Source organism: uncultured Rossellomorea sp., assembly GCF_947488365.1.
Taxonomy (GTDB): domain Bacteria; phylum Bacillota; class Bacilli; order Bacillales; family Bacillaceae_B; genus Rossellomorea.
The window spans coordinates 619,590-646,303 of sequence record NZ_CANKZT010000001.1 but is presented as its reverse complement, the minus strand read 5'-3'; the positions used below and the strand labels follow the sequence as shown (position 1 = coordinate 646,303).

At 42.6% G+C, this 26,714-nt stretch carries 22 protein-coding genes; 19 read left to right on the top strand and 3 right to left on the bottom strand.

Going from position 1 to position 26,714, the window contains the following annotated elements:
• Nucleotides 1–28 precede the first annotated feature (28 nt).
• The 10 genes from Q1B03_RS03505 (at nt 29) to Q1B03_RS03460 (ending at nt 14,539) form a co-directional block, all read left to right on the top strand.
• Nucleotides 29–4,378, top strand: a complete 4,350-nt coding sequence (locus Q1B03_RS03505; protein ID WP_299738262.1) for a S8 family serine peptidase — start codon at nt 29–31, stop codon at nt 4,376–4,378.
• A gap of 211 nt (nt 4,379–4,589) precedes the next feature.
• Nucleotides 4,590–6,386, top strand: coding sequence for a methylmalonyl-CoA mutase family protein (locus Q1B03_RS03500; protein WP_299738260.1), 1,797 nt, complete (start codon nt 4,590–4,592; stop codon nt 6,384–6,386).
• Nucleotides 6,387–6,423: 37 nt separating this feature from the next.
• Nucleotides 6,424–8,523 carry a methylmalonyl-CoA mutase gene (scpA, locus tag Q1B03_RS03495; protein WP_299739596.1) on the top strand — a complete coding sequence of 700 codons (2,100 nt, stop codon included), beginning with the start codon at nt 6,424–6,426 and terminating at the stop codon, nt 8,521–8,523.
• The gene (gene meaB, locus Q1B03_RS03490) at nt 8,523–9,560 is read left to right on the top strand and encodes a methylmalonyl Co-A mutase-associated GTPase MeaB (RefSeq protein WP_299738258.1); all 1,038 of its coding nucleotides are present in this window, start codon (nt 8,523–8,525) and stop codon (nt 9,558–9,560) included. Before scpA ends, meaB begins: the two co-directional genes overlap by 1 nt.
• A 117-nt stretch (nt 9,561–9,677) precedes the next feature.
• Nucleotides 9,678–10,115 (top strand): BrxA/BrxB family bacilliredoxin, encoded by a 438-nt coding sequence (locus tag Q1B03_RS03485; protein ID WP_299738256.1) that lies wholly within the window; start codon nt 9,678–9,680, stop codon nt 10,113–10,115.
• Nucleotides 10,116–10,700: 585 nt separating this feature from the next.
• Nucleotides 10,701–11,483 carry a transporter substrate-binding domain-containing protein gene (locus tag Q1B03_RS03480; RefSeq protein WP_299738253.1) on the top strand — a complete coding sequence of 261 codons (783 nt, stop codon included), beginning with the start codon at nt 10,701–10,703 and terminating at the stop codon, nt 11,481–11,483.
• A 69-nt stretch (nt 11,484–11,552) separates the two neighbouring features.
• Entirely contained in the window at nt 11,553–12,212 is a 660-nt protein-coding gene (locus Q1B03_RS03475; protein WP_299738251.1) for an amino acid ABC transporter permease, read from the top strand.
• The gene (locus tag Q1B03_RS03470; protein ID WP_299738249.1) at nt 12,205–12,921 is read left to right on the top strand and encodes an amino acid ABC transporter ATP-binding protein; all 717 of its coding nucleotides are present in this window, start codon (nt 12,205–12,207) and stop codon (nt 12,919–12,921) included. Before Q1B03_RS03475 ends, Q1B03_RS03470 begins: the two co-directional genes overlap by 8 nt.
• A 107-nt stretch (nt 12,922–13,028) precedes the next feature.
• Nucleotides 13,029–14,015, top strand: coding sequence for an aromatic acid exporter family protein (locus Q1B03_RS03465; RefSeq protein WP_299738247.1), 987 nt, complete (start codon nt 13,029–13,031; stop codon nt 14,013–14,015).
• A 20-nt stretch (nt 14,016–14,035) separates the two neighbouring features.
• Nucleotides 14,036–14,539 (top strand): L,D-transpeptidase, encoded by a 504-nt coding sequence (locus Q1B03_RS03460; RefSeq protein WP_299738245.1) that lies wholly within the window; start codon nt 14,036–14,038, stop codon nt 14,537–14,539.
• A gap of 49 nt (nt 14,540–14,588) precedes the next feature.
• Here Q1B03_RS03460 and prli42 read toward each other — a convergent pair whose 3' ends face one another.
• A complete protein-coding gene (gene prli42, locus Q1B03_RS03455) occupies nt 14,589–14,684 on the bottom strand; it encodes a stressosome-associated protein Prli42 (RefSeq protein WP_148969555.1) in 96 nt (31 codons plus the stop codon).
• 190 nt (nt 14,685–14,874) lie between these two features.
• Between prli42 and mce the strand changes: the two genes are divergently transcribed.
• The 9 genes from mce to Q1B03_RS03410 all read left to right on the top strand — a co-directional run bounded on the left by mce (nt 14,875) and on the right by Q1B03_RS03410 (nt 24,246).
• Nucleotides 14,875–15,288, top strand: coding sequence for a methylmalonyl-CoA epimerase (gene mce / locus Q1B03_RS03450; RefSeq protein WP_299738240.1), 414 nt, complete (start codon nt 14,875–14,877; stop codon nt 15,286–15,288).
• 4 nt (nt 15,289–15,292) lie between these two features.
• A complete protein-coding gene (locus tag Q1B03_RS03445) occupies nt 15,293–16,840 on the top strand; it encodes an acyl-CoA carboxylase subunit beta (RefSeq protein WP_299738239.1) in 1,548 nt (515 codons plus the stop codon).
• Nucleotides 16,841–16,915: 75 nt separating this feature from the next.
• The gene (locus Q1B03_RS03440; RefSeq protein WP_299738237.1) at nt 16,916–18,040 is read left to right on the top strand and encodes a tripeptidase T; all 1,125 of its coding nucleotides are present in this window, start codon (nt 16,916–16,918) and stop codon (nt 18,038–18,040) included.
• A gap of 389 nt (nt 18,041–18,429) precedes the next feature.
• Complete coding sequence (locus tag Q1B03_RS03435) at nt 18,430–18,900, top strand: chemotaxis protein CheW (protein ID WP_299738235.1); 471 nt, start codon at nt 18,430–18,432, stop codon at nt 18,898–18,900.
• 21 nt (nt 18,901–18,921) lie between these two features.
• The gene (locus Q1B03_RS03430; RefSeq protein ID WP_299738233.1) at nt 18,922–20,175 is read left to right on the top strand and encodes a DNA polymerase IV; all 1,254 of its coding nucleotides are present in this window, start codon (nt 18,922–18,924) and stop codon (nt 20,173–20,175) included.
• 199 nt (nt 20,176–20,374) lie between these two features.
• Nucleotides 20,375–21,781, top strand: coding sequence for an NADP-dependent phosphogluconate dehydrogenase (gene gndA / locus Q1B03_RS03425; protein ID WP_299738212.1), 1,407 nt, complete (start codon nt 20,375–20,377; stop codon nt 21,779–21,781).
• A 162-nt stretch (nt 21,782–21,943) separates the two neighbouring features.
• Nucleotides 21,944–22,507, top strand: coding sequence for a GNAT family N-acetyltransferase (locus Q1B03_RS03420; RefSeq protein WP_299738210.1), 564 nt, complete (start codon nt 21,944–21,946; stop codon nt 22,505–22,507).
• Between the two features lie 52 nt (nt 22,508–22,559).
• On the top strand, nt 22,560–23,588 hold the full coding sequence (locus tag Q1B03_RS03415; protein WP_299739594.1) for a serine hydrolase: 1,029 nt from the start codon (nt 22,560–22,562) through the stop codon (nt 23,586–23,588).
• Between the two features lie 97 nt (nt 23,589–23,685).
• Nucleotides 23,686–24,246 (top strand): ATP-binding protein, encoded by a 561-nt coding sequence (locus tag Q1B03_RS03410; RefSeq protein ID WP_299738208.1) that lies wholly within the window; start codon nt 23,686–23,688, stop codon nt 24,244–24,246.
• 125 nt (nt 24,247–24,371) lie between these two features.
• Here Q1B03_RS03410 and Q1B03_RS03405 read toward each other — a convergent pair whose 3' ends face one another.
• Together Q1B03_RS03405 and zwf are read right to left on the bottom strand one after the other, a co-directional pair.
• Entirely contained in the window at nt 24,372–24,992 is a 621-nt protein-coding gene (locus Q1B03_RS03405; RefSeq protein WP_299738206.1) for a cyclase family protein, read from the bottom strand.
• A gap of 16 nt (nt 24,993–25,008) precedes the next feature.
• Nucleotides 25,009–26,517, bottom strand: a complete 1,509-nt coding sequence (zwf, locus tag Q1B03_RS03400; protein ID WP_299738204.1) for a glucose-6-phosphate dehydrogenase — start codon at nt 26,515–26,517, stop codon at nt 25,009–25,011.
• Nucleotides 26,518–26,714: the final 197 nt, after the last annotated feature.

Sequence of the window (26,714 nt, the reverse complement as noted above, 5' to 3'; positions counted from 1 at the left end):
AATTCAAAAATTAGTGGGAGGGAATTAAATGACAGGTAGAAAGCGTAAGGCAAGATGGTTATCCATTGTACTCACCTTAGTAATGTTTGTCCCGTTAATGTTTCCATTCAATGCAGGGGCAGCGAATACCTCACAATCAGCACCAGCCAAAGAAAAACCATCCACTTCAGCAAACGAAACAGCAAAAATAAGTCCACAATCAAAGATCACAACGAAACTGCAGGATCAATTCAAGAAAGATAAGCACGTCACATACTTAGTGAAGTTCAAGGAGCAGCTGGATACAGAAGCTGTAGCTAAGAAGGCGACTGAAAAAGCGAAAAAGCAGAAGCTGTCCGCTAACAGCAAAAAATTACTGAAACGAAATATGGTCGTTTCCGAGCTTCGTGCCACAGCCCTTGAATCTCAAGCAGAAGTGAAAGAATACTTAACGAAACAGAAGAAGTCCGGTGCAGTAAAAGAAATAAAAGACTTCTATGTTGTAAATGGAATGGCCGTTACTTCCACAAAAGAGGTAATGGATAAAATTTCAACATTTGCTGAAGTTGAGAAAATCTTACCGAATGAAACGCGTCAACTCATTCAACCGGCAAAAGCTGAAGGTTCAGCTGCAAATGTTGCAGAAAAAGAAGTTCAAAACAGCCCTGCCTCCATTGAATGGAATATCGACCGAGTGGGTGCACCGGCGGTTTGGGATATGGGAATTGATGGAGCAGGAACCGTTGTAGCATCGATTGATACAGGTGTTCAATGGAACCATCCGGCATTAATGGAAAAATACAGAGGGTATGACCCTCAAAATCCTGATACACCTGATCATGAGTTTAGCTGGTTTGATGCCACTGCCGGTCAAGGTGCACCATATGATGATCAAGGTCATGGTACCCATGTTACGGGTACAATGGTTGGGTCTGAGCCTGACGGAAGCAATCAGATTGGAGTCGCTCCAGGTGCAAAGTGGATTGCTGTCAAAGCATTCACGGCTAATGGAGGAACAGATGTTGATTTATTAGAAGCGGGAGAATGGATTCTTGCTCCTAAGGATGCTGAGGGCAACCCGCATCCGGAAATGGCTCCAGATGTTGTCAATAACTCATGGGGTGGCGGTGCCGGTCTTGACGAGTGGTACCGGGATATGGTGAATGCCTGGAGAGCGGCCGAAATATTCCCTGAGTTTTCTGCAGGTAATACAACATTATTTAATCCTGGTGGCCCGGGTTCAATCGCTAATCCTGCAAATTACCCTGAGTCATTTGCAACGGGCGCAACTGATATTAATGACAACCTTGGAAGTTTCTCACTACAAGGTCCTTCTCCTTACGAGGAAGTTAAACCTGAAATATCCGCACCGGGAGTGAATATTCGCTCTTCAGTACCAGGAAGTAACTACGAAGGCGGATGGAATGGTACATCAATGGCGGGTCCTCACGTCTCTGCAGTTGCAGCATTGTTGAGACAAGTGGATGCAAGTTTGACGGTTGACGAAATGGAAGAAATCTTAATGTCAACTGCTGTTCCATTGACTGACGGTACTTTCCCTGAAACGCCTAACAATGGATATGGTCATGGATTAGTTAACGCATTTGATGCCGTTTCATCCGTAATGAGCGGAATTGGAAAAGTTGAAGGGCAGGTTTCTAAAGAAGGGGATGACACTGAAGCTCCAGTAATCAGTCATGAAGCCCCCGAAGAAGCATTTGAAAGAATGAGTTTGCCACTACAAGCGGAAGTAAGTGATAATGTGAGCGTAACAAATGCTTCATTACATTATCAAAATCAGGATGGCGCATGGGAATCTGTTGAAGCAACAAGATCTGCAGGTGACTATAAATCAGGAACCTATGAAGCGACCATTCCCGGAGAAGCACTGACAGGAGATAGTGTTACCTACAAATGGGTCGCAATGGACTTTGGTGGAAATGAAGTAGAAACGGATGCTTATTCTGTCACTCTTCTTCCAGGAATCACAGTCGGATACGAACAGGACTTTGAGTCTTCCCCTTCTGGTTGGACCTCATATGGCCAAGAGAACAGCTGGGAGTGGGGCGCGCCTGCAAATGGACCAGGAAACGCTGCTTCAGGTGAAAAAGTATATGCAACGAGCCTGGATGGTACGTATGCCAACAGAGCCAATATGTCCTTGCAAATGCCTCCGATTGATTTACCAGAAGGCAATAGCTTCTTGCAATTCAAGCAGTGGCACGAGCTTGAAAGAAACTATGACTACGGGCATGTCTTTGTATCCACTGACGGTGAAACGTGGACACAGGCGCTTCGTGTAAATGGAAATACGGAAGGCTGGATTGACGGAGAAGTGGATCTAAGTCAATATGCCGGTCAGCGAATCTACGTCGCTTTCAATGTTACAACAGATGGAAGTGTAGTGAAACAAGGGTGGTACGTCGATGATGTGAAACTAAGTGGAGAGACGATTCTTCCAGCTAAAAAGATGAACCTTGGATTGAAATCAAAGGACGAGACATCATCGTCTGTTTCAAAGAAAGCAAGTGTGAATCCGAATAAAATCAATTTGGCTAAAAAAGTAACGAAAGAAGCACCTATAGAAGACAAAGCGGCACCGGTATTACTTCCGCTTCAAGCAGAAGTGAGTGTCCTGGAAACAGGCCGTTCTGTGTATACAAACCCTGCAAATGGATCATACGAAATGACGCATGCAGCAGGTGACTTTACACTGCAAGCTTCAACCTATGGTTTCAGATCTCAAACACAAAGTGTAACGATTGAAGCAGATCAAACGTCTAGTGCCAATTTTACACTCGAAGAGATTCCTCAAGGGAATATTACTGGAACAGTCACAAATGAAATCTCTGGAGAACCGGTTGAGGGAGCTACTGTCTTCTTACTGGAAGACGCTGTAGTAGAGCCGGTAGAAACGAACGAAAATGGTGAGTATGAACTGGAGGCATATGAAGGTGAGTACACGCTCAAAGTGGTTGCCCCTTACTACTATAGTAAGGAAGTGAGTGTGACGGTTGAAGGCGGAGAAGTAACAAATGCTGACATTTCATTAGAACCATTCATCGGATATCCAGGTGAGATCGGGTACGATGATGGTACAGCCGAAAACGCCCGTGCATTCTATGATGCAGGAAACGGCTGGGCTGTAAAAATGTCCTTGGAAGATGGGAATGATACAGCTTTGGTGACAGGTGGACTATTCCGCTTCTGGGATACAGAATGGCCTGTACCAGGAGGGACGGAATTCCAGGTCGCTGTTTATGATGCATCAGGTCCTGACGGAGCGCCTGGTAAGAAAATAGCCGGTCCATTTGATGGAACTGCTTTACGTAATGGTGAATGGACACATGTAGATTTAAGCCAGCATGGCATCATGGTGGACGGCGATTTCTACATGGTTTACATTCAATCAGCTCCAAATCCGAATGCACCAGGACTTGGAACAGATGAAGATGGGGAAAATGCCGCAAGAAGCTGGCAATTTGTTGGAGGAGCATGGTCGCCATCTCCAGAAGATGAAGGGAACTACATGATTCGTGCAACGGTGAATTATGAAGTCACTGCACCAGTCATCACATCACCAAAAGGTGGATCATTCACGAATACGGAAACGGTTACGGTTGAAGGGACTTCTGCTCCAACCACAACGGTTCATCTCTTTAATGGTGACGAGGAAGTGGTAACAGCAGAAACAATGGAAGATGGCACATTCTCCGCAGATGTTTCTTTACACGATGGAGAGAATACGATAACAGCGAAAGCAGCAACCGAACAAGGTATGACAGGGCCATCTGAGCCTGTAACCATCACCCTTGATCAAGTGAAGCCTGAGCTTGCCATCACGTCTCCGAAAGAAGGAATGAAAACGAATCGTGAGGCCATCACTGTAGAAGGAACGATCGTCGATGATAACCTCGCATGGGTGAAAGTTAACGGAGAGAAAGCTTCAGTTAGCGATGGTGAGTTCACTCACAGATTGCTTCTGAATGAAGGTGAAAATATCATCCAGGTCGTAGCGAAGGATAAAGCGGGAAATAAAAAGAAACAAAGCGTGACAGTTTTCGCTAAATTTGGTGACATTTCCATTAACAATCTCCTTCCGGATGAAGATATTTATCTGAAAAGTGGTGAATCTGTGAAAATTGAATTTGACAGTGAGCCTGGATTAGAAGCAACGTTTGTTATCCAAATGCCACTGACAAATACACGAACGCAAGTAACAAACGCCAATGAGCTGCCGATGATGGAAACATCTGAAGGTCATTACGTTGGTTACTATACGGCCACTTCAAACGTAAAAGCACCTGGGGCCCTGATTGAAGTGAAAATTTCCGATGATTACGGAAATGTAACGACGAAACGTGCAGAAGGTAAATTGTATATCAATACAAAAAAATAGAGCTTAATGGGAGAAGAGTCGACCACGTCGACTTTTCTTTCTTTTTGTACACATCTTCCAGATACATTGAAGAAATACGATTTTTTTTATATACTAAAATAGTATTAGTATAAACATTTCGAATTTTCAATGCGCACTCCTACTAGTTTAGTGAAATTCTTCAAGTGAATATGTAAACGATTACAAAAATGCAGGTTGAAAGAGGGGTATTATGAAGCTTAGTGATATGAAAGAACAATCATTCAGTCGACGAACACTTACAGAATGGCAGGAAGCAGCTGAAAAAGCGTTAAAGGGGAAAGGGATTCGTTCTTTACATACAAAAACCTATGAAAATATTGAACTTAAACCGTTATATACAGCGAAAGATGTACCAGAACGGGATAGGGTGAGAGCCTATATCCCAGATGTCAAAAGAAGAATGGAGCGTACTCCGAAGTGGTTTATTGCTCAACCAATAAAAAGGGGATCATGGGAAGAACTTGCATCAGCAATGAAGGACGCATTATCCCGGGGGCAAAACTGTCTTTCATTTGCAGTTGGAGAATTAGACATAACGGATGGCTTCGATCATTTTATCAAAGAAGTAACAGAGTACCATGCTCCTATATTTGTCATTGAAAAGAATACGGCATCCTCCATTCAGCGCATGAAGGATATACCTGAACTGAAGGAAATCATCGGTGTCATAGGATTCGACCCTATTTCCGAGAGTGCATTTACAGATGGGCCTGAAATAGGGAACTGGTTAGAGGTTGTAGAAGAAGCAGACAAGCACCTTCCGGGTGTAAAGTCGATTATTATCAATTCTGCATCGTATCATAATAAAGGAGCGAGTGCCACACAGGAATTGGCTTATGCCCTTAGTGAAGGGGTCTCTTATATTGAAGTACTGCAGGAAAAAGGCTGGTCCATCGCTAGAATTGCTGAGAAAATGCATTTTCACTTTTCAGTCGGAAGCCATTTCTTTATGGAAGTAGCCAAAATCCGGGCCTTCAAGAAATTATGGCAAGAGGTATTATCTTCTTATGGGCTATCAGATGATATCATTGCACAATCCATCAGCACCAGTGCAGAAACGTCTCAATATAATAAATCCACGCTCGATTCATATGTCAATATGCTCCGCGGGGGTGGAGAAGCATTTTCTGCGATTCTTGCAGGAGTAGACTATCTTGTCGTTTCTCCCTTTAATGAAGTGAGTGGGGAAGTGAACGCATTTTCTGAAAGAATTGCCCGGAATACTCAACTGATCCTCGGTGAAGAAGCTCACTTGGATAAAGTGGTGGACCCTGGAGGCGGTTCTTATTATGTGGAATGGTTATCAGAAGAAATAGGGAAGCTATCATGGAAGGAATTTCAAGACGTTGAAGGAGACGGGGGAATTCTTGCCTGTCTGAAAAATGGTTCCATATATGAAAAAATAAATAGAGTGAGAGAGTCGCGTATTCATGATTTAGCCACAAGAAAAAACTCGATGATCGGGACGAATATCTATGCGAATCTGGATGAGACACTTCCCGCTCTTCCTTTAACCGGGCCGGACAGATTATCCCTTCCTTTTGAAAGATTAAGGGGAAGAGCCCAGAATTTGAAAACAAAACCAGTTGCAGGTCTTATTGGATTAGGCGATCTAAAAACATATAAGCCCCGTGCAGATTTTGTGAAAGGCTTTCTAGCTGCTGGGGGCATTCATGCAAGTCAGAGTAAAGAGTGCTTCTCTAAGGAAGAGGTTCTTCAATTCGTAGAGGAAACCCGCTATCCGTACTATGTGGTTTGTGGGAAGGATGAAGAGTATCAAGACAAACTCACTATGCTGATAGAATCGATTCATCATATAGATCCTGCCATTGTCATTGACATAGCTGGGCAAATTCCAGATAAGCATAAAGGTGAGTGGTTTGGTAACGGCTTAAACGGTTCCGTTTACAACAAACAAAATATACTTGAAAAAGTCGATGAGCTATTAACCATCTGGGAGGAGGGAACAGAAAATGACAAAGCCTGATTGGCAGCAAATCAACCCCTATTCGAACGAAGGTAGAATGAAAGGTATTCCTCTATCGGGCGACACATATGAAACGAATGAGAAGATTGTCATTAAGTCTCTTTATTCAGAACAGGACTCTAAGAATCATGGAGAAGACCTCCCAGGTTTGGCTCCATATACAAGGGGACCGTACCCAACCATGTATGTGAATCGTCCTTGGACGGTACGGCAGTATGCAGGATTTTCAACAGCAGAAGAAAGCAATGCGTTCTATAGAAGAAATTTAAGTATGGGGCAGAAAGGACTGTCTGTCGCTTTTGACTTAGCCACTCATCGCGGTTATGATTCCGATCATCCGCGGGTAGTGGGGGATGTAGGGAAAGCGGGAGTAGCCATTGATTCGATTCTGGATATGAAGATTTTGTTTGATGGGATTCCTCTTGATCAAATGTCTGTTTCCATGACAATGAACGGAGCGGTATTACCCATCCTTGCGTTTTATATCGTGACGGCAGAAGAACAAGGTGTTTCACAGGATAAGCTGTCCGGTACGATTCAAAATGATATTTTGAAAGAGTATATGGTTCGAAACACATATATTTATCCTCCTGAAACATCCATGAAGATCATTGCCGATATCTTTGAGTATACGTCCAAACATATGCCTAAGTTTAATAGCATCAGTATTTCCGGGTATCACATGCAGGAAGCGGGAGCACCTGCCGATATTGAGTTAGCTTATACATTGGCGGATGGTCTTGAGTATGTTCGGACTGGTTTGCAGGCAGGAATCGATATCGACTCATTTGCACCGAGATTATCATTCTTCTGGGCCATCGGCATGAATTATTTCATGGAAGTAGCCAAAATGAGAGCGGCAAGAAGGATTTGGGCAAGAATGATGAAAACATTCGACCCTCAGAATCCTAAATCCATGGCGTTAAGGACTCACTCCCAAACATCCGGGTGGAGTCTAACGGAGCAGGATCCTTATAATAATGTCATTCGTACGTTACTTGAGGCGCATGCAGCAGCCATGGGCCACACACAATCCCTTCATACCAATGCACTGGACGAAGCGATTGCCCTGCCGACAGACTTTTCAGCGCGGATCGCCCGTAATACACAGCTGTATCTTCAAGAGGAAACCGGTATTACGAAGGTGATTGATCCATGGGCAGGATCCCATTATGTTGAATCCTTAACCGATCAGCTGATGGAAAAGGCATGGGAGCACATTGAAGAAATTGAAGAGCTTGGCGGCATGACGAAGGCGATTGAAACTGGATTGCCGAAAATGCGGATCGAGGAAGCGGCTGCCAGAAGGCAGGCGATGATTGATTCAGGAGACGAAGCGATTATAGGCGTAAATAAATATCGCCTCGACAAGGAAGACCCGATTGAAACATTGGATATCGATAATACGGTTGTAAGACAAAAACAAGTAGAACGAATCCGAAAGCTTAAAGAAGAAAGAAATCAAGAGAGAGTGATCGAAGCCCTTCAAGCATTAACCCATGCAGCAGAAACAGGGGAAGGGAATCTCCTTGAGAAAGCGGTTGAAGCAGCGAGGGCACGTGCCACATTAGGAGAAATATCCGATGCGATAGAAAAAGTTTCAGGACGACATAAAGCGACGATTAGAAGTATAAGCGGGGTGTACAGCTCGAATTTTTCAAATGAACAAGAAATCAATGTAGTAAAAGAGATGACAGAAGAGTTTTTGGAAAACGAAGGAAGAAGACCCCGTATCCTTATTGCGAAGATGGGACAGGACGGTCATGACAGAGGTGCTAAGGTGATTAGCACGGCGTTCGCAGACCTTGGCTTTGATGTGGATATCGGACCATTGTTCCAGACGCCGGAAGAAACGGCCCTGCAAGCAGTCGAAAATGACGTTCATGTCATCGGTGTAAGTTCATTAGCCGCAGGACATAAAACACTCCTGCCTCAATTGGTAGCGGAACTAAAGAAATTAGGCAGAGAAGACATTCTCGTTGTCATTGGTGGAGTGATTCCGGCTAAGGATTATGACTTCCTATTGAATAACGGAGCCTCTGCCGTTTTTGGACCAGGGACGATCATACCCGTTGCTGCACAAAAAGTCATCAAAGAAATTTATGAAGTGCTGGGTTATGAGGAAGTGGCTGAATAATGGCAGAGCATGATTCAGGGCGAAAGAAGCGGTTTGTGAAGAAAAAAAAGGGATCTGTATCGATTACCGAATTAAAGGACGGGGTCTTGAATGGCGACCGTAGCTCCTTGGCGAAGGCCATCACGCTGATTGAAAGCAATGCTGAGCAGCATTATGCCAAGGGACAGGAACTGTTGCAAGAGCTCCTTCCTTATACAGGAAAAAGCTTTCGGATCGGCATCACTGGTGTACCGGGTGCGGGGAAAAGTACATTTATAGAAGCTTTCGGGGAAATGTTATGCGAATCTGGACTCCGGGTTGCCGTCCTTGCGATTGATCCAAGCTCCTCCATTTCCGGGGGGAGTATTTTAGGGGATAAAACAAGGATGGAACAATTATCGAAAAATCGCCGTGCCTTTGTCAGGCCATCCCCCACTGCCGGTACACTGGGAGGGGTTCATCGAAAGACAAATGAAACCCTCCTCTTATGCGAAGCGGCTGGATATGACCTGATCATTATCGAAACCGTTGGGGTTGGCCAAAGTGAAGTAATGGTGAGACAAATGGTGGATTTCTTCCTCCTGCTTGTCATCACTGGCGCCGGGGACGAGCTACAAGGCATGAAAAAAGGAATCATGGAGCTTGCCGATGCTCTGCTTGTCAATAAGGCCGACGGAGAGAATAAGCTTCTCGCCGAGAAAACCAAAAGAGAGCTGAACCAAATCCTGCACTTTCTCACTCCAGCAACAAAAGGCTGGAGTTCAAAGGCTTATACCTGTTCAGCTTTAAAAAATGATGGATTACAAGAAATGTGGGATGTGATTCAACAGTTCCAGAAGCAAACAAAAGAACAGGGCGTCTTTGAAGAAAGACGACTTCTCCAAAAGCAGGAATGGTTTCATACGATGTTGAAAGAAAGGGTTCTCTCAGACTTCTTTTTTCACCAAAACATAAAGTCTTCCCTTCCTCATATGGAAAATCGAGTGAAAGAAGGAGATTTTACGACTTCTCAGGCAGTAGAAGAATTGCTAAAGTTGTACAAAGGAGCAATTCATTGAATGGTTTAGTTAATTTTAATTGAAAGATATGGTTTGAAATTGTTATGATAGTGGTACATCAAATTTCCTGTTTTTATGGAGAATGATTAAGTCAGCGATTAAAAGGAGAGTTCAAGTATGGATATAGATTTCAACTTATTTATGAACGACGTTGTTCGTCAGGCTCGTCAAGAAATCGAACAAGCCGGTTATACTCAATTAACTAGTGAAGAAGAAGTAGTTCAAGCTTTCGCTAAAGAAGGTACTACACTTGTTATGATCAACTCTGTTTGTGGTTGTGCAGGAGGAATCGCTCGCCCAGCAGCAGCTCATTCCATTCACTACGATAAACGTCCGGATCAATTAGTGACGGTTTTCGCTGGCCAGGATAAAGAAGCTACAGCGAAAGCGCGCAGCTACTTTACAGGTTACCCGCCATCCTCACCGTCATTTGCTCTATTAAAAGACGGAAAATTATTGACGATGGTAGAAAGACATGAAATTGAAGGTCACGACCCAATGTCGGTTGTGAACAAAATTCAATCGTACTTCGATCAGTATTGTGAAGAAGTGTAAGTAAGATGAAAATAGCCCGTCAGGTTTCTCACAGGTAGAGTGAGAAGCTTGACGGGTTTTTTATGTTGGTTGGAAGTGGGGAGTTGACATATTCCTTTGTTTACCAAAAAACGCAATTCCTTATTAAAATGACGCAAATAATGGAAAAACGACGCAATAAATTAAATAATGACGCAATTCCCTCCCGAAATGACGCAATAAAGGATTATGAAGGGGAATATGGCCCTTAAATTGCCAAGAACCTTTATCCATATCCAAAGTCTCCATTAAAATGATCCTTTTTTACAGGATCCATACTCAATTCCTCTCAATTATTAGTGAAACTTCCCTCAATTGTGACAGCCAGAAGTTTCGAGACGCTCAATTCCACTATCAATGCATATTATTTGAATAATATTTATCCTTCTCCATTTACTCTAACTTATAAAAATCTAATAAAAAGCACATTAATTTTCAGAAAATATAAACATTTTTCTATAATTATAAAAACTATTGCATAAAAATTTATCTCTGCTACAATACGAATATAGTAATTAATATACATTATATATTATATTTATACATTATAATCAAGGAGGAATTACATTGAAAAAGATATTATCTCTAATATTAGTATTAATCGTTTCTACTACTCTTGCAGCGTGTGGTGCAGGAGAAGAGAATGCAGGAACCGCTTCAGGAGAATCAAAAAAACTGATCATGGGTACCTCTGCGGACTATAAACCATTTGAATACGTCGATACGGCAAACAGTGATGAATTTATCGGGTACGACATTGACTTGGCTCAGATGCTGGCAGATGAACTTGGGTATGAAATCGAGATCAAAGATATGGAGTTCAGCGGTTTAATTTCAGCACTTAAAACCGGCCAGGTGGACTTTGTGCTTTCAGCTATGACCCCTACCCCAGAACGACAAAAGAATGTTGACTTCAGTGATGTTTATTACACTGCCAAGGATATGATCATCTCAACTAAAGAAAGCGGAATTGAAAGCGAAAAGGATCTTGATGGGAAAACGGTTGGCGTTCAGTTAGGTTCCATCCAACAGGAAGCTGCAGAAGAACTTTCCACATCCATCCCATTAAAAGTAGAGACCCGTGATCGTATTCCTGAGCTGATACAGGATCTGCAAAATGGACGTTTTGATGCCATTATCATCGAAAATACCGTAGCAAATGGGTATTTGGATAAAAATAAAGAACTTCAAGGAAATACAATGGACGTGAACGAAGAAGAAGCCGGTTCTGCCGTTGCACTTCCAAAGGATAGTGAGCTTACAAGCGAATTCAACGATGCATTGAAAAAGCTCGAGGAAAATGGAGAATTGGATAAACTGGCTGAAAAGTGGTTTAACGGAGAACAGTAGATTGATAGAAGGGCTAACCCATCATCGGTTAGCCCTTCCTATTTAACAGCACGATTGGAGGAGAATACAATGCCACTTGATTTTCAACAACTGATCCCTTCGATTCCTTTTATTTTGGAAGGATTGAAGGTCACTCTTAAAATTGTCGGGTTAGCAGGAATACTTGGATTCCTATTCGGTATTCTGCTTGCTCTTTGTAAAATAAGTTCCATCAAACCTTTAACATTACTTGCAGATATTTATACATCGGTTTTTCGGGGGACTCCTTTAGTTCTGCAATTGATGATCATCTTTTATGGCTCGCCTCAGCTTTTTGGAACTCAGATCGAACCGTATACAGCAGCGATCCTTTCTTTTTCCCTTAATTCAGCTGCCTATATTTCCGAGATCATCCGTGCGGGGATCAATGCAGTGGATAAAGGGCAAAAGGAAGCGGCCATGGCCCTTGGGGTTCCATATCGTTTGATGATGAAAGATGTGATCCTGCCTCAGGCCATTAAAAACATCTTGCCTGCCTTAATGAACGAATTCATCACCCTTACGAAGGAATCTGCCATCGTCACTGTTATCGGGGCAGCCGATGTGATGAGACGTTCGTATATGGTAGGTAGTGATTTGTATTCCTTTTTCGAACCACTATTATTTGCCGGACTGATCTATTATGTGCTTGTCATGGTTCTAACCTTATTGGGAAAAGCGCTGGAAGGGAGACTACGTGGAAATGATTAAAGCAGAAAAGATTACAAAGTCGTTTGGTAAGCTTCAAGTATTAAAAGGGATCGATTTCTCCGTAGAAAAAGGGGAGGTTGTAGCATTGATCGGTCCTTCCGGTTCTGGGAAGTCCACTCTGCTCCGCTGCCTGAATTATTTAGAGGAACCAACTTCAGGATCGATATACTTTGAAGAAGCTGTTGTGAAAGGCAAAATTATAAGCAAAGTGAGACAAGATATAGGCATGGTATTTCAACATTTTCATCTCTTTCCTCATATGACAGCGTTGGAAAACGTGATCTACGCTCCAGTGAAAGTGAAGGGCCTAAACAAAACAGAAGCTAAAAAATTAGGGACGGACCTTCTAACAAAAGTCGGTTTGAAAGAAAAAAGTGATGAGTACCCTAACCGTTTATCAGGTGGCCAAAAGCAGCGTGTAGCCATTGCAAGGGCACTTGCCATGGAACCGAAAGTGATGTTGTTTGACGAACCGACATCTGCACTGGATCCTGAAATGGTCAAAGAGGTGCTGGAAGTCATGAAGTCACTTGCTCATTCAGGGATGACAATGATCATTGTAACCCATGAAATGGGCTTTGCCAGAGAGGTGGCAGACAGAGTCTTATTCATGGATGATGGAAAGATCGTGGAAGAAGGAGAGCCTCTTCCGTTTTTCTCGAACCCGCAAAGCGACCGGGGAAAAGAATTCTTAGAGAAAATACTGTAAACGATGGAAGGATTAGCGAACAGTTTCGTTAATCCTCCTTTTTTATGTTCAAGGGGAATTATGGTATTCTAAAGAAGCTAATAAAGAAAGAGTTAGGAGAAATATGAATGTTTCGAATCGGGTATCGAACACTTAAAACTGGGATCGGCACTGCAGTTGCAATCAGCATTGCACAGTGGTTCCAGCTGGATAACTTTGTATCTGCTGGCATTTTGACGATTCTTTGCATTCAGAACACGAAGAAGAAATCGGTGAATGCGTCATGGAGCCGTTTCCTGGCCTGTGTGATCGCCATGGTGATTTCGGCTGCGTTCTTTGAATTCATTGCCTATCACCCTGCCGTAATCGGCTTGTTATTACTTGTGTTCATTCCAATCACGGTAGCCCTGAATATCAAAGAAGGGATTGTCACCAGTTCCGTTATCATTTTACATATTTATTCAGCAGGTAAGGTGACCCCCGGGCTTTTCGAGAATGAATTAGGCATCATTGTGATCGGGATCGGGATTGCTCTTATCATGAACCTTTATATGCCGAGTGTAGATAAAAAGATGATCGAATATCAAGAAAAGATTGAAGCCAATTTCTATAAAATCTTTTGTGAAATGATCAACTACCTGCGAACAAATGACAGCCAATGGGATGGTAAAGAAATCACTGAAACAGAACAATTACTTAAAGAAGCGAAGACAATAGCATTCAAAGATGTTGAAAATCACTTTTTACGTCATGAGAACTTATATTATTTGTATTTTAAAATGAGGGAAAAACAGTTCGAAATCCTACAACGTATCTTACCGATTGCGACATCGATCTCATTAACGGTGGAGCAGGGACATCGGATTGCAGAATTCCTGGATGAGCTTAGCGATCACATACACCCGGGAAACACGGCCCTGTTTTATCTGAAAAAATTGTACGATATGAAAGTGGAGTTCGAGCAAATGGATTTACCGAAGACGAGGGAAGAGTTCGAAACCCGTGCAGCCCTTTATCAGTTCGTCCAGGAGATGGAACAGTATCTTCTACTGAAAAGCTCGTTTAAAGGAATAAAGAAGGATGAAAGTGATCAAAGAGAAGTACACTACACCTAAAACACGAAAAAGGTGATAGGATGCGTATACTTCTTGCCATTATCTTGTTCGCTTCTCCGATATGGCCACTGGGCAGGAATCCACTGCCCGGAGATCCGTTTATTATCGTGAACAAGGAAAGCAATCAATTAGCCTATATCGACGATGGAAAGATCCAGCGCACATTTCCGGTAGCAACAGGGAAAACGACGACCCTCACCCCGGAAGGACTATTTAATGTAACAGTCAAAGCCAAGAACCCTTATTACCGTAAGAAGAATATTCCTGGGGGAGATCCAAGGAATCCATTGGGATCGAGATGGATCGGCTTTGACGCCAAGGGAACAGACGGAAGGATCTATGGAATCCATGGTACGAATCAACCTTCAAGCATTGGGAAATATATATCAAATGGGTGTATTCGGATGCATAATAAACATGTTGAGTATCTGTTTGATCAGGTGCCGGTCGGAACAAAAGTGCTGGTCGTCAAAACGAACAAAAGCTTCCATCAGCTGGGAAAAGAACATGGTGCGATAAAATAAAAAGGATCTGCTAATCGACCCGGTCGATTAGCAGATCCTTTGTTTTCTATTATAATAAGAAAGTCAGTCCCGCCATGATTGTCGATGCAATCATCGCAAACAACATGACAAATACAATTATTTTTTGTAATTTTTTATTACCCATTGTATCTCTCCATTCTTCATCTCACCTTATAGAGGCGATTTTCAACTCTATTTTATCGTGAATAGGGAGAGAAAACAACCATTGGTATAAAAGAAAACGCTTTAATTATTCGCCGTATTAGGAGGGAATTCGACACCGTTTATCGAATACTATACGGGTGGAACATGTAAACAACAGGGGGATGATAGGGATGAAAAAGGTAGACCATATCGGAATAGCAGTATCATCAATAGACAGTGTTCTTCCATTTTACGAAGATACTCTTGGGCTTTCACTCGTCAAGATCGAAGAAGTGGGAAATCAAGGTGTGAAAGTAGCATTTATTGATGGTGGGAATATTAAGCTTGAGTTACTTGAACCACTACATAAGGATAGTCCGATTGCCACATTCATTGAGAAAAAGGGAGAAGGCATTCATCATATTGCCTTTGGTGTTGAAGGAATTGAAGAACGGATCAAGGAACTGCAAGCCAAAGGAGTCAGGATGATCAACGAAACACCAAAACCTGGTGCTTTAGGGGCTGCTGTTGCCTTCATGCATCCAAAGTCGGCTCACGGTGTACTATATGAACTATGTGATAAATCAAACATCAAAGGGGAGTAACATAATGGATATCTATGAAAAGATTAATGAATTGTATGATCGCAGAAGAGAAGTAGAATTAGGCGGCGGAGATAAAAAAATAGATAAGCAGCACGAAAAAGGAAAATTGACTGCCAGAGAACGAATCGATATTTTAGTGGATCCGGGCAGCTTTGTCGAGCTTAATCCATTCATTGAGCATCGCTGTTCAGACTTCGGACTGGACGGGGTTCAAGGACCAGGAGATGGAGTCGTTACAGGTTATGGGAAAGTAAACGGAAATCCCATCTACTTATTTTCTCAGGATTTCACGGTTTTTGGCGGCGCATTGGGGGAAATGCATGCGAAGAAGATTTCACATGTCATGGATCTGGCAGTCAAAAATGGTGCGCCTTTCATTGGATTAAATGATTCAGGTGGTGCAAGAATTCAAGAAGGCGTCGTTTCTTTAGATGGATACGGACATATCTTCTATAGAAACTCCATTTATTCCGGAGTGATTCCACAAATATCCGTGATTATGGGTCCTTGCGCGGGAGGAGCGGTTTATTCACCTGCCATCACGGATTTTGTATTTATGGTGGACGATACAAGCCAAATGTTCATCACGGGACCTAAAGTAATCGAAACCGTCACCGGTGAAAAAATCAGTTCTGAAGATTTAGGAGGGGCAAAGGTCCATAACTCCATTAGCGGGAATGCCCATTTCAGAGGGAAAACCGAAGAAGATGTTCTCCTGGAGGTTCGGAAATTATTAGCTTATTTACCTCAAAATAATGAAGAGAAGCCCCCTCGTTTAGACGTGAATGAGGAAGATGATTACCGTGCTAATTTAACAGATATTATTCCTTTTGATGCGATTCGTCCCTACGATGTCCGCACCGTCATTAATGAAGTTGTGGATAAAGACAGCTTTATGGAGGTTCAAAAGGAATTTGCGAAAAATATCGTCGTAGGACTGGCCCGAATCAAAGGAGAGGTCGTAGGACTTGTCTGTAATCAGCCAAAATTCATGGCAGGAGGACTGGACATTGATTCCTCTGACAAAGCTGCACGTTTTATCCGTTTCTGTGATTCCTTCAATATCCCGTTAATCACGTTTGAAGATGTAACCGGCTTCTTCCCTGGCATCAAGCAGGAGCATGGAGGGATCATTCGTCATGGTGCGAAAATCCTATATGCCTATTCAGAAGCTACGGTCCCGAAAATGACGGTGATATTAAGAAAAGCATATGGTGGGGCGTATGTTGCCCTCAACAGTAAATCCATCGGAGCTGACCTGGTGTTTGCTTGGCCGAATGCAGAGATTGCCGTCATGGGTCCACAGGGAGCTGCGAATATAATTTTTGCAAGGGAAATCGCAGCCAGTGAGAATCCTGAACAGCTTCGGGAGCAGAAAATAGAAGAATACCGTGAGAAATTCGCTAATCCATATGTAGCGGCGTCCCGTGGAATGGTCGATGACGTCATTGATCCTCGGGAAACACGTATCAAATTGATTCAAGGATTGGAAATGATGAGAAATAAACGGGAAGATCGACCAAAGAAAAAGCATGGAAATATTCCATTGTAAAAGAGGTACTATTTGTTGAACAAGGCTATTCACGCTATACTATAGAAGTGAATACATATTGTGGAGGTCTACTAAATGATTAATCATGAACGTTTACTAAATGAATTTATGGAATTGGTTCAAATCGATTCAGAAACGAAAGAAGAAGCTGAAATTGCAAAAGTATTAAAACAAAAATTCTCTGATCTTGGAGTAGACGTATTCGAAGATGATACGATGGGTGAAACCGGTCATGGTGCAGGTAACCTTATCTGTACTCTTAAAGGAAATAAAGAAGGCGTAGATACCATCTACTTCACTTCTCATATGGATACAGTTGTTCCTGCAAAGGGGGTTAAGCCAACTCTTAAAGAAGATGGCTATATTTACTCTGACGGCACAACCATTCTTGGAGCCGATGATAAAGCGGGACTTGCAACGATGCTTGAATCTGTTCGAGTATTAAAAGAAAACAATATATCTCACGGTGATATTCAGTTCATCATCACAGTAGGGGAAGAATCAGGATTAGTCGGAGCGAAAGCCCTGGATTCATCTCTGGTAAAAGCGAAATACGGTTTCGCTCTTGATAGCGATGGCAAAGTAGGAAATATCATTGTGGCTGCCCCTACACAAGCAAAAGTAAAAGCAACGATTTACGGAAAAACTGCACATGCCGGTGTAGCTCCTGAAAAAGGCGTTTCTGCCATCACGATTGCGGCTAAAGCGATTTCCAAAATGCCACTTGGCCGCATCGACGAAGAAACGACTGCGAACATCGGACGATTCGAAGGTGGAAAAGCAACGAATATCGTATGCGAACAAGCGGATATTCTTGCAGAAGCACGTTCACTCGTTCCTGAAAAAATGGAAGCACAAGTAGAAAAGATGAAAGCTGCATTTGAATCCGTGGCAGAAGAAATGGGCGGAAAAGCGGAAGTTGAAGTACAGGTGATGTATCCAGGCTTCAAGTTCAAAGACGGTGACGAAGTAGTAGAAGTGGCGAAACGTGCCGCAAAGAAAATCGGTCGTCCAAGCGAACTTCTGACAAGCGGAGGCGGAAGTGATGCAAACGTAATCGCAGGATTCGGAGTACCAACAGTCAACCTGGCAGTAGGCTACGAAGAAATCCACACGAAGAGTGAAAGAATGCCTGTTGAAGAACTGAACAAGCTCTCTGAAATGGTTGTAGCGATCATTCAGGAAGTAGCGGGGGAATAGAAAAACGGAGGCGGCTTGATCAGGCCCGACAAGCATAAGATGAATCTGGCGAAAAGGCGTTCTTTGCCTTTTTGCCAGATTTAGCTTATGACCTCGAGGGCCTAGCCGCCGGAGCTGGACAAATAGAAAAACGGAGGCGGCTTGCTCAGAGGCGACAAGCATAAGCCGAACCTGCCGGAAAGGCGTCCTTTGCCTTTTTGGCAGGTTTGACTTATGACCTCGAGCCTCTAGCCGCTGTAGCTGGACAGCTCGTCGATACAATCAAATGTCCGCGTTCAAAGGTTCTCCCTTTGAACGCGGACATTTTCTTCTTTCACCTAACCTTTCTAAAATATGGTACATTAGAAGCATACATAACATATCAGAATTTTAAGAGGGGACGTTATACAATGCCGAAAGTAGTTGTATTTCATGCTGGAAAAGAGGAATATGCTCTACCGATTGAGAACGTAGTATCGATTGAAAGAGTGGAAGAAGTGAGGCCCATCCCTCATCTTCCTTCATTTGTCCTGGGATTTGTAAAAGTCAGGGGTGAGCTGATCCCTGTCCTTGATTTAGCAAATATCCTTTATAACACGAGTGCAGGTGCAGAAACAGGAATGTTTCTACTCGTCGTTCACACAGAAACAATTCAGATCGGTTTGGTCGTAAAGGAAGCGAAAGAAATTCTCGAAGTACCGGATGACTCCTTTACAAACGTAGGTTTACTTGCATATTCAAAAACAAATTATTTCTCAGGAATCATCAATCTTGAAGACTCGCTCATCACCCAGATTGATCCCAATGTTTTAGTAGAGAGCTTAGAAGGTATTAGAGAGATAAAGGATTACGTGAACGAGCAAAAAACACATCAAAATTAGACAAAGAAAGCCGCGATTTAAATGATCTCACATTATCCAAAAAACGGACGAGTGATCCTTCATGTTGATATGAATAGCTTTTATGCCTCTGTTGAAATGGCATTTGACCCAACATTGAGGGGCAAACCATTGGCTATAGCCGGGAATCCCCAAGAGAGACGAGGCATTATCGTGACATGCAGCTACGAAGCGAGAAGCTTGGGAGTGAAGACGACAATGCCTCTTTGGGAAGCCAAAAAACTGTGCCCAGAGCTCATTATCATGACGCCTAACTTTGACCGTTACCGCGCAGCCTCCAAAGGAATATTTGATATCCTCAGACAATATTCAGAATTAGTGGAGCCTGTCTCAATTGATGAGGGATATCTGGATATCACGGACTCCTTTGAAAAAGGCACCCCGTTACAAATTGCGTCAGACATTCAATCCCAAATTAAAAGTCAACTCGATCTTCCCTGCAGTATCGGGGTGGCCCCTAACAAATTCCTGGCCAAGACTGCATCCGACATGAAGAAACCTATGGGAATCACCGTATTAAGAAAGCGTGATATCCCTGAAAAGCTTTGGCCACTTCCTGTCATTGAGATGCACGGCATTGGACAGAAGACCGCAGAAAAGCTCAATTCGTTTGGTATTCATACCTGCGATGATCTCGCTCATGCCAATGATATACAGCTGAAATCACTGCTTGGAATCAATGGTCTCCGTCTCAAAGAACGTGCCAACGGGATCGATAGGCGAAGCGTGGACCCTGATTCGATCTATGATTATAAAAGCGTTGGAAACTCCACTACTTTACCAAAGGATACAACGAACCAACACGAGCTATTAATGGTTGTAGAGAAACTATGTGCAAAAGTGTCGTCACGCCTGCAGCAGAAAGACGTTCTGGGGATGACGATCCAGCTCATGATCAGGGATAAATTCAGAAAAACCATTACGAGAAGCAAGAAGCTGGAAAATCCGATATATAAAAAAGAAGATTTATTTCATTATGCTAAAGACTTATTGTTGAAGCACTGGGATGGAGATCCCGTAAGACTTTTGGGTGTCACCGCACAGGATATAGTGGAAAAGAGTGAAGCAACCGAACAATTGGACCTATTCTCTTACAAAAAGGTAGCAGAAAAGGAACCACTTTACACTGTTTTATCACAGCTTCAGGAAAAGTTCGGGAAAGATTCCATCTCCCAAGGAATAAAAGGGAAGAACAAGAAGAAAACCTTTGACTCAAAACAGGACACAAGCTTCAACAAAGATTTTCTGAGTGAATGACCCAGGAAGGAAGAGGACACCTTAAAGTAGATAGCGAACACTTGAAACGGATTATTTGCATCACCACACTATTCTTGTTAGATTGAAATAGAGTGCGAGAAATAGTTTTTGAAAAACGGATCAACTGGAGTTTCCTACATAATGTTGATAGTTTAAAAAGAAAAAACCAGTATTCTATAAATGAAAGGATGTTAATGGCATGTCTCAAGAAATTGGTGTTATCGGTTTAGCCGTAATGGGTAAAAACTTAGCTTGGAATATTGAGAGCAGAGGGTACTCTGTTTCTGTATATAATCGTTCCCGTAAAAAAACGGATGAAATGATAAGCGAATCTAAAGGAAAGAATGTCGTTCCTACATATACGATTGAAGAATTCGTTAATTCTCTAGAAAAACCTAGAAAAATCCTCTTGATGGTGAAAGCAGGAAATCCAACTGATGCAACCATTGAACAATTAAAGCCGTTCCTGGAAAAAGGGGACATTCTGATTGACGGAGGAAATACGTTCTTCGAAGATACGCGCCGCCGCAATCACGAATTAAGCGAATTAGGCATTCACTTTATCGGAACGGGTGTCTCCGGTGGAGAAGAAGGTGCACTTACTGGTCCTTCTATCATGCCTGGTGGACAGAAGGAAGCGTACGAACTTGTCGCTCCCATCTTGAAAGACATTGCAGCGAAAGTCGATGGAGACCCTTGTACGACGTATATAGGTCCTGATGGCGCGGGTCACTATGTGAAAATGGTGCACAACGGCATCGAATACGGAGATATGCAGTTGATCGCTGAGTCCTACTTCCTGATGAAAAATGTCCTTGGCTTAAGTGCCGAGGAACTGCATGAAGTGTTTGCCGACTGGAATAAAGGTGAACTTGATAGTTATCTCATCGAAATCACAGCAGATATCTTCACGAAGAAAGATGAGGAAACAGGAAAGCCGATGGTCGATGTCATCCTGGACAAAGCAGGACAAAAGGGTACAGGCAAATGGACAAGCCAGAGTGCGTTAGACCTTGGTGTGTCCTTACCGATTATCACCGAGTCTGTCTTTGCCCGTTTCATTTCAGCCATTAAAGATGAACGTGTGAAAGCAAGCAAAATGCTAAAAGGACCTGACACGAAACCATTCCAAGGCGATAAAAAAGCATTGGTTGAATCCATCCGTAAAGCTCTTTACATGAGCAAAATCTGTTCCTATGCTCAAGGATTTGCGCAAATGCGCTCTGCATCTGATGAGTACAAATGGGATCTTCAATACGGGGATATCGCAATGATTTTCCGCGGAGGTTGCATCATCCGTGCTCAATTCCTGCAAAAGATCAAAGAAGCTTATGACCGTGAATCAAATCTTTCAAACCTTCTATTAGATCCTTATTTTAAAGAGATCGTAGAAAGTTACCAATATGCACTTCGCGAAGTCATCAGCGCAGCCGTCCAAAATGGTGTACCGGTACCTGGCTTCTCTGCGGCACTGTCTTACTACGATAGCTACCGTACAGAAACACTGCCTGCAAACCTGATCCAGGCTCAGCGAGATTACTTCGGTGCCCATACGTACGAGCGCGTGGACAAAGAAGGTACTTTCCATACTGAGTGGATGAAATAATCGAATAAGTATAGCCCCTTTCCTATTAGGAGAGGGGTTTTTATTTTGAAAGGATATATATTAAAACAAATAATAATCATTTATCGGAATTTCATCGTATGAGATAGATATGGTATGTTACCATAATATTACATAAGTAAAGCAGTTAAGGAGTGGTTTTCAGTGCCTACCATTGAAATAAGAAGACCAGGAATAGAAGATCAGGAAGAACTGAATCAATTTTTTTCTACAGTCATAAAGCATACCTTTTACAGTGAAGGGATATCGGAAATGGTTGATGACATTGAAAATGAAATTGCAAGCAAAAAACGTTATTTAAAGAGTGACTTGGAAAGCAATGGGAAGGATCGGTACTTTCTAATCGCTTCGGAAAAGGGTGGAACCGACATTATGGGAACCATTGAATACGGTCCTGCCAGTGAACTGATTCGCACCTGTACAGATGGAGCACTGAATGAGATATATGAAGTCGGAACGGTGTTTGTGCATCCCGATTATCAAGGACGCGGGGTAGGGACATTACTATTAAACGTCATGTTCCTTACTTTTCTAAACAGGGGAATCCAGGAATTCTGTTTGGATAGCGGATACGCCCTTGCACAGAAAATATGGAAGGGGAAATTTGGTGAACCTGACTATTGGCTGAAGGATTATTGGGGTATCGGGTCTGATCATATGATATGGAAGAAATCGATGAATGATGTTTCCATCAACTTTAAATGGTGAGCTTACTAGAGCCAGAACAGACTTTAATAGAACGATGGGGGTTACGGTTACGATGAAACCACAAATGATCAACATGCAAAAGCGTATGAAAGAGTATGGTGTAACGGGATTAAGCATGGCAGTCATTGAGGGTGGCTCCATCAGTAGCACGGAATGCTGCGGTATACTGGAAGCAGGAACGGATATACGGGTGGAAAGTGATTCCATTTTCAGTGCTTGTTCAATCAGTAAATTTCTAACCTCGATGTTGGTGATGACATTGACGGAACAAGGCATTCTGGATTTAGATGAGGATGTGAATAATGTGCTAACATCCTGGAAGGTCCCTTTACATGAATATAATGGAAACGTTACCTTAAGACATTTACTTAGTCACCAATCGGGGATAGTCGATCCTGAAGGAAGCTTCAACGAACTTAATTCGAAGTTTGGTACGCCGACGATGGTTAACCTGTTAGAAGGGAAATCCCCTTATTGTAAGGTCCCTATTGAAGTGAAATATGCCCCTGAAAGGGACTTTCACTATTCTGATGCAGGCTTCTGTATCATACAACTGTTGATAGAAGATGTCACTGGGAACCCTTTTTACGAAGTTATGAGCGAACATCTTTTTCATCCATTACATATGAAAAATAGCACATTTGATCCTTCATCTCAAAATGCCTCTTGTGGTCATATGAGTGATGGAGAAGTAGTGGAAGGCAAATATCCAATCTATCCGTATCCTGCTGCTTCCGGACTGTGGACAACCCCAACAGATCTAGCACTTGTAGTGGTAGAACTCATGCATGCGTTAAAAGGGGAAAGCAAACTCAGGCTTTCGTCAAGTAAAGCAGCTGAAATGATCCATTCACAAGGCGGTAAGGAATGGACCGGACTAGGGGTCTTCCTGGATCAAAACGACAAGGGAATCGAAATATCATCACTTGGCTGGGGCGTTGGTTTTCAATGCATGGTGGTGGCCTATCCTCAATTGGAAAGTGCTTTGGTCATCATGACCAATACAGACTTAGGTGTTCATCAATTAAAAGGGATCATTGGGGACGTGTACAAGGCTTATTATTTTTATATGAGTGACTAGAGCACAAGGATTTACAAAGGAAACATTAAGAAACTATATATCTAAGATAAAAGAGAATCTATAGATTGAGTTTAAACTATGAATTGGAGGTCCATTCATGACAAGATTAGTCATCATGACCGTCGGTAAAACCCATAGCGGAAAAACAACCTTTGCCAAGAGTCTGGAAGAACAATTGTTGAATTCCGTTGTAATCGACCAGGATAATCATGCTGAATTCATCAACACCTTTTATAGGAGTCTGCTTCCAATGGAAGGACCAAATGCGCTCAAATATGCCATCAGTCAAACGATTGTGGATTATGCCATGAATGAGACATCACACCATCTCATTCTTTGTAATTCGAATCTGAGCCGCAGTGGACGGTTGAAGCTGTTGGAGCATTTCAATCAGAAGGGATTGATTACGATCCTCGTCCATTTGGATATCGCCGAACGGGTTCTTCAAGCCAGAGTAGCAAACAGTGAGCGGAGTACAACCATCTTCAGGAACGCTACTACTTTTGAAGAAGTGCTGAACCGTCAGCAGACTGACTGTTACTTCAAGGATGTAGCGGCACCTGTTGAAGGGGAAGCCGATCATTTATTTGTCATCACACATTCGGATGAAGTCCAGAATGTCATTGGGAAGATTATTAATGTTTCTTATAGTATATGAGTTTTGAATTAACAATTTAATAAGAATGCTATGTGTAAAGTGTGATTTCGCAGAGAAAATAGGCATACTTCTTAACAAATCAAAAAAAACGACTCCCTAGTATACTAGGGAGTCATTTTCGGATTTCAGCCAATCAATTCATCAAATAACAACACACGTGCAGGTGACGCATCGGTGTTTTCGATTTTAAGTGGAGCGGCAACCATGAAGTATTGGCCTGCTTCAATGTCTTTCAGTTGAAGTCCCTCCATGATGATAACGCCGCTTCCCATTAAGCTGCGGTGAGTGGGGTGGCCTTCCTGTGCTCTTTCAATACCCAGAGCGTCGATTCCAACACCTGAGATTTTCTTGTCTGCAAGGTGCGCTGCTGCATCTTCTGCCACATAAATGAATTCAAAGTTGAATTCGGTATCCCATGAATTCTTCGTTTTGAAGAGAATGAAGTCATTTTCTTCAATATCTAATTCTTCGATATCTTTAAGACTGATTTTCTCATCGACCTTTGTTAAATCAAAAACTTTTACAGGACGAACGAGCTGTTCGATATCGATGGTTTCGATTGTTTCACCGTCGTTGATCATGTGAAGTGGAGCATCAACATGTGTTCCTGTATGAACATCCATTGAGATGCGGGACTCTGTTACATGACCATTCGTATTTGTGTCGATGGTAGGTTGTTTTTCCGGTTTGTTCTTATAAACCGGCATTCCGTTAAAGATTGGAGCTGTTACATCATAAATTTTCATTGTTTCCACACCTTCCTTAGCATTGGTCTACGTCTAGATTCGCAATTGGCCACCAGTAGAAGCCATCTTTAGCCAGCAGGTTGTCGGCTGCTTTCGGACCCATTGATCCTGCTTCGTAGTTCGGGAATTCTCCATCACGCGTTTGTTCCCATACTTCAGAGATCTTATCGACGAATGCCCAGGACAGCTTTACTTCATCCCAATGAGTGAAGTTGGTTGCATCCCCGCGCAGGCAATCGAATAGAAGCTTTTCGTATGCTTCCGGCGTGTTCATCCCGTCTACACTGGTGTTGGCAAAGTTTAGTTTTACTGGAGTCGTTTCAATGTTTTGTCCGGATTTTTTCACGTTTAGGTGCAGAGTAATTCCTTCTTCAGGCTGAATGTGAATCACCAATAAATTCGGTGCCAGTGGCTTGTCCGGATTGTAATACAGGTTCATTGGAATATCTTTGAATTGAATGACGATTTTCGTTGACTTTGTTTCCATTCTCTTTCCTGTGCGGATATAGAACGGAACCCCAGCCCAACGGAAGTTATCGATCATCAGTTTTCCTGCAACATAAGTCTCGGTATTGGATTGATCATCAACGTTGTCTGCTTCGCGATAACCTGGCAGATCCTGATTACCGGTTGTTCCAGAACCATATTGACCTCGAACGAAATAATCTTTCACTTCTTCATGTTCAAACGGACGCAGGGATCGTAATACACGGACTTTCTCGCTGCGGATTTCGTCTGTCGTCAATTTGATCGGAGGCTCCATGGCAAGTAAAGCAACCATTTGAAGCAGATGGTTTTGAACCATATCGCGGAGAGCCCCACTTTTTTCGTAATAGCGTCCACGATCTTCAACACCCAGCTCTTCGGAGGAAGTGACCTGGATGTTAGAGATGTAACGATTATTCCATAGGGGTTCAAACATCGCATTGGCGAAACGGATGACTTCGATGTTCTGAACCATTTCTTTCCCAAGATAGTGGTCGATACGGTAAATTTGGTCCTCAGAGAATGATTCCCTGATTTGGCTGTTCAGTTTTTCGGCTGAAGGGAGGTCGTGACCGAATGGTTTTTCAATGACAAGTCGCTGGAAACCTTTTGTATCGGTTACACCTTGATTCTTCAGCTGTTCTGTAATCGTACCGAAGAATTCAGGAGCCATCGCTAAGTAGAAAATGCGATTCCCTTCTAGTTCATACGTTTCATCCAGCTCATCAGAAAGATTCTTCAACGCTTTGTAAGAATCGCTGTTTGAAACATCATTCGGCTGATAGTAGAAATGAGAGACGAACTCATCTATGTTTTCGTTGCTGCCTAACGCTTTATGTACCGATGTTTTTACATGTTCCTGAAACTCTTCATTCGACCATTCACGTCGAGCTACCCCTACAACGGCAAAACGCTTTGAGATTTTCCCTTTACGGAACAAGTGATAAAGAGATGGATAAAGCTTTCTTTTTGCTAAATCACCAGTCGCCCCAAAAATCGTAATGAGAGATGATGGTGTAGTTGAATTATTCAATGTCATGACCTCACTTTATCTTGTTGCTAGCATTTTTAATGTATGTCTTCTTATTTAATATCCTATACAATTACTTAATTTTAAAGACTTATGGTTCAATTAGCAAATTATATGCTGATGACTTTTCTGATGGGAGAAATGAAAGCGTTTTATGAACAAACATCTTCGTCATTATGTTGGCTTTAATTCTCATTCTTATAACC

What these genes read in the sequence shown, in the direction of transcription:
- Q1B03_RS03505 (WP_299738262.1), top strand. Translation starts at nt 29, where the DNA reads ATGACAGGTAGAAAGCGTAAGGCAAGATGGTTATCCATTGTACTCACC.
- Q1B03_RS03500 (WP_299738260.1), top strand. Translation starts at nt 4,590, where the DNA reads ATGAAGCTTAGTGATATGAAAGAACAATCATTCAGTCGACGAACACTT.
- scpA (WP_299739596.1), top strand. Translation starts at nt 6,424, where the DNA reads ATGAAAGGTATTCCTCTATCGGGCGACACATATGAAACGAATGAGAAG.
- meaB (WP_299738258.1), top strand. Translation starts at nt 8,523, where the DNA reads ATGGCAGAGCATGATTCAGGGCGAAAGAAGCGGTTTGTGAAGAAAAAA.
- Q1B03_RS03485 (WP_299738256.1), top strand. Translation starts at nt 9,678, where the DNA reads ATGGATATAGATTTCAACTTATTTATGAACGACGTTGTTCGTCAGGCT.
- Q1B03_RS03475 (WP_299738251.1), top strand. Translation starts at nt 11,553, where the DNA reads ATGCCACTTGATTTTCAACAACTGATCCCTTCGATTCCTTTTATTTTG.
- Q1B03_RS03470 (WP_299738249.1), top strand. Translation starts at nt 12,205, where the DNA reads ATGATTAAAGCAGAAAAGATTACAAAGTCGTTTGGTAAGCTTCAAGTA.
- Q1B03_RS03465 (WP_299738247.1), top strand. Translation starts at nt 13,029, where the DNA reads ATGTTTCGAATCGGGTATCGAACACTTAAAACTGGGATCGGCACTGCA.
- Q1B03_RS03460 (WP_299738245.1), top strand. Translation starts at nt 14,036, where the DNA reads ATGCGTATACTTCTTGCCATTATCTTGTTCGCTTCTCCGATATGGCCA.
- prli42 (WP_148969555.1), bottom strand. Translation starts at nt 14,684, where the DNA reads ATGGGTAATAAAAAATTACAAAAAATAATTGTATTTGTCATGTTGTTT.
- mce (WP_299738240.1), top strand. Translation starts at nt 14,875, where the DNA reads ATGAAAAAGGTAGACCATATCGGAATAGCAGTATCATCAATAGACAGT.
- Q1B03_RS03445 (WP_299738239.1), top strand. Translation starts at nt 15,293, where the DNA reads ATGGATATCTATGAAAAGATTAATGAATTGTATGATCGCAGAAGAGAA.
- Q1B03_RS03440 (WP_299738237.1), top strand. Translation starts at nt 16,916, where the DNA reads ATGATTAATCATGAACGTTTACTAAATGAATTTATGGAATTGGTTCAA.
- Q1B03_RS03435 (WP_299738235.1), top strand. Translation starts at nt 18,430, where the DNA reads ATGCCGAAAGTAGTTGTATTTCATGCTGGAAAAGAGGAATATGCTCTA.
- Q1B03_RS03430 (WP_299738233.1), top strand. Translation starts at nt 18,922, where the DNA reads ATGATCTCACATTATCCAAAAAACGGACGAGTGATCCTTCATGTTGAT.
- gndA (WP_299738212.1), top strand. Translation starts at nt 20,375, where the DNA reads ATGTCTCAAGAAATTGGTGTTATCGGTTTAGCCGTAATGGGTAAAAAC.
- Q1B03_RS03415 (WP_299739594.1), top strand. Translation starts at nt 22,560, where the DNA reads ATGAAACCACAAATGATCAACATGCAAAAGCGTATGAAAGAGTATGGT.
- Q1B03_RS03410 (WP_299738208.1), top strand. Translation starts at nt 23,686, where the DNA reads ATGACAAGATTAGTCATCATGACCGTCGGTAAAACCCATAGCGGAAAA.
- Q1B03_RS03405 (WP_299738206.1), bottom strand. Translation starts at nt 24,992, where the DNA reads ATGAAAATTTATGATGTAACAGCTCCAATCTTTAACGGAATGCCGGTT.
- zwf (WP_299738204.1), bottom strand. Translation starts at nt 26,517, where the DNA reads ATGACATTGAATAATTCAACTACACCATCATCTCTCATTACGATTTTT.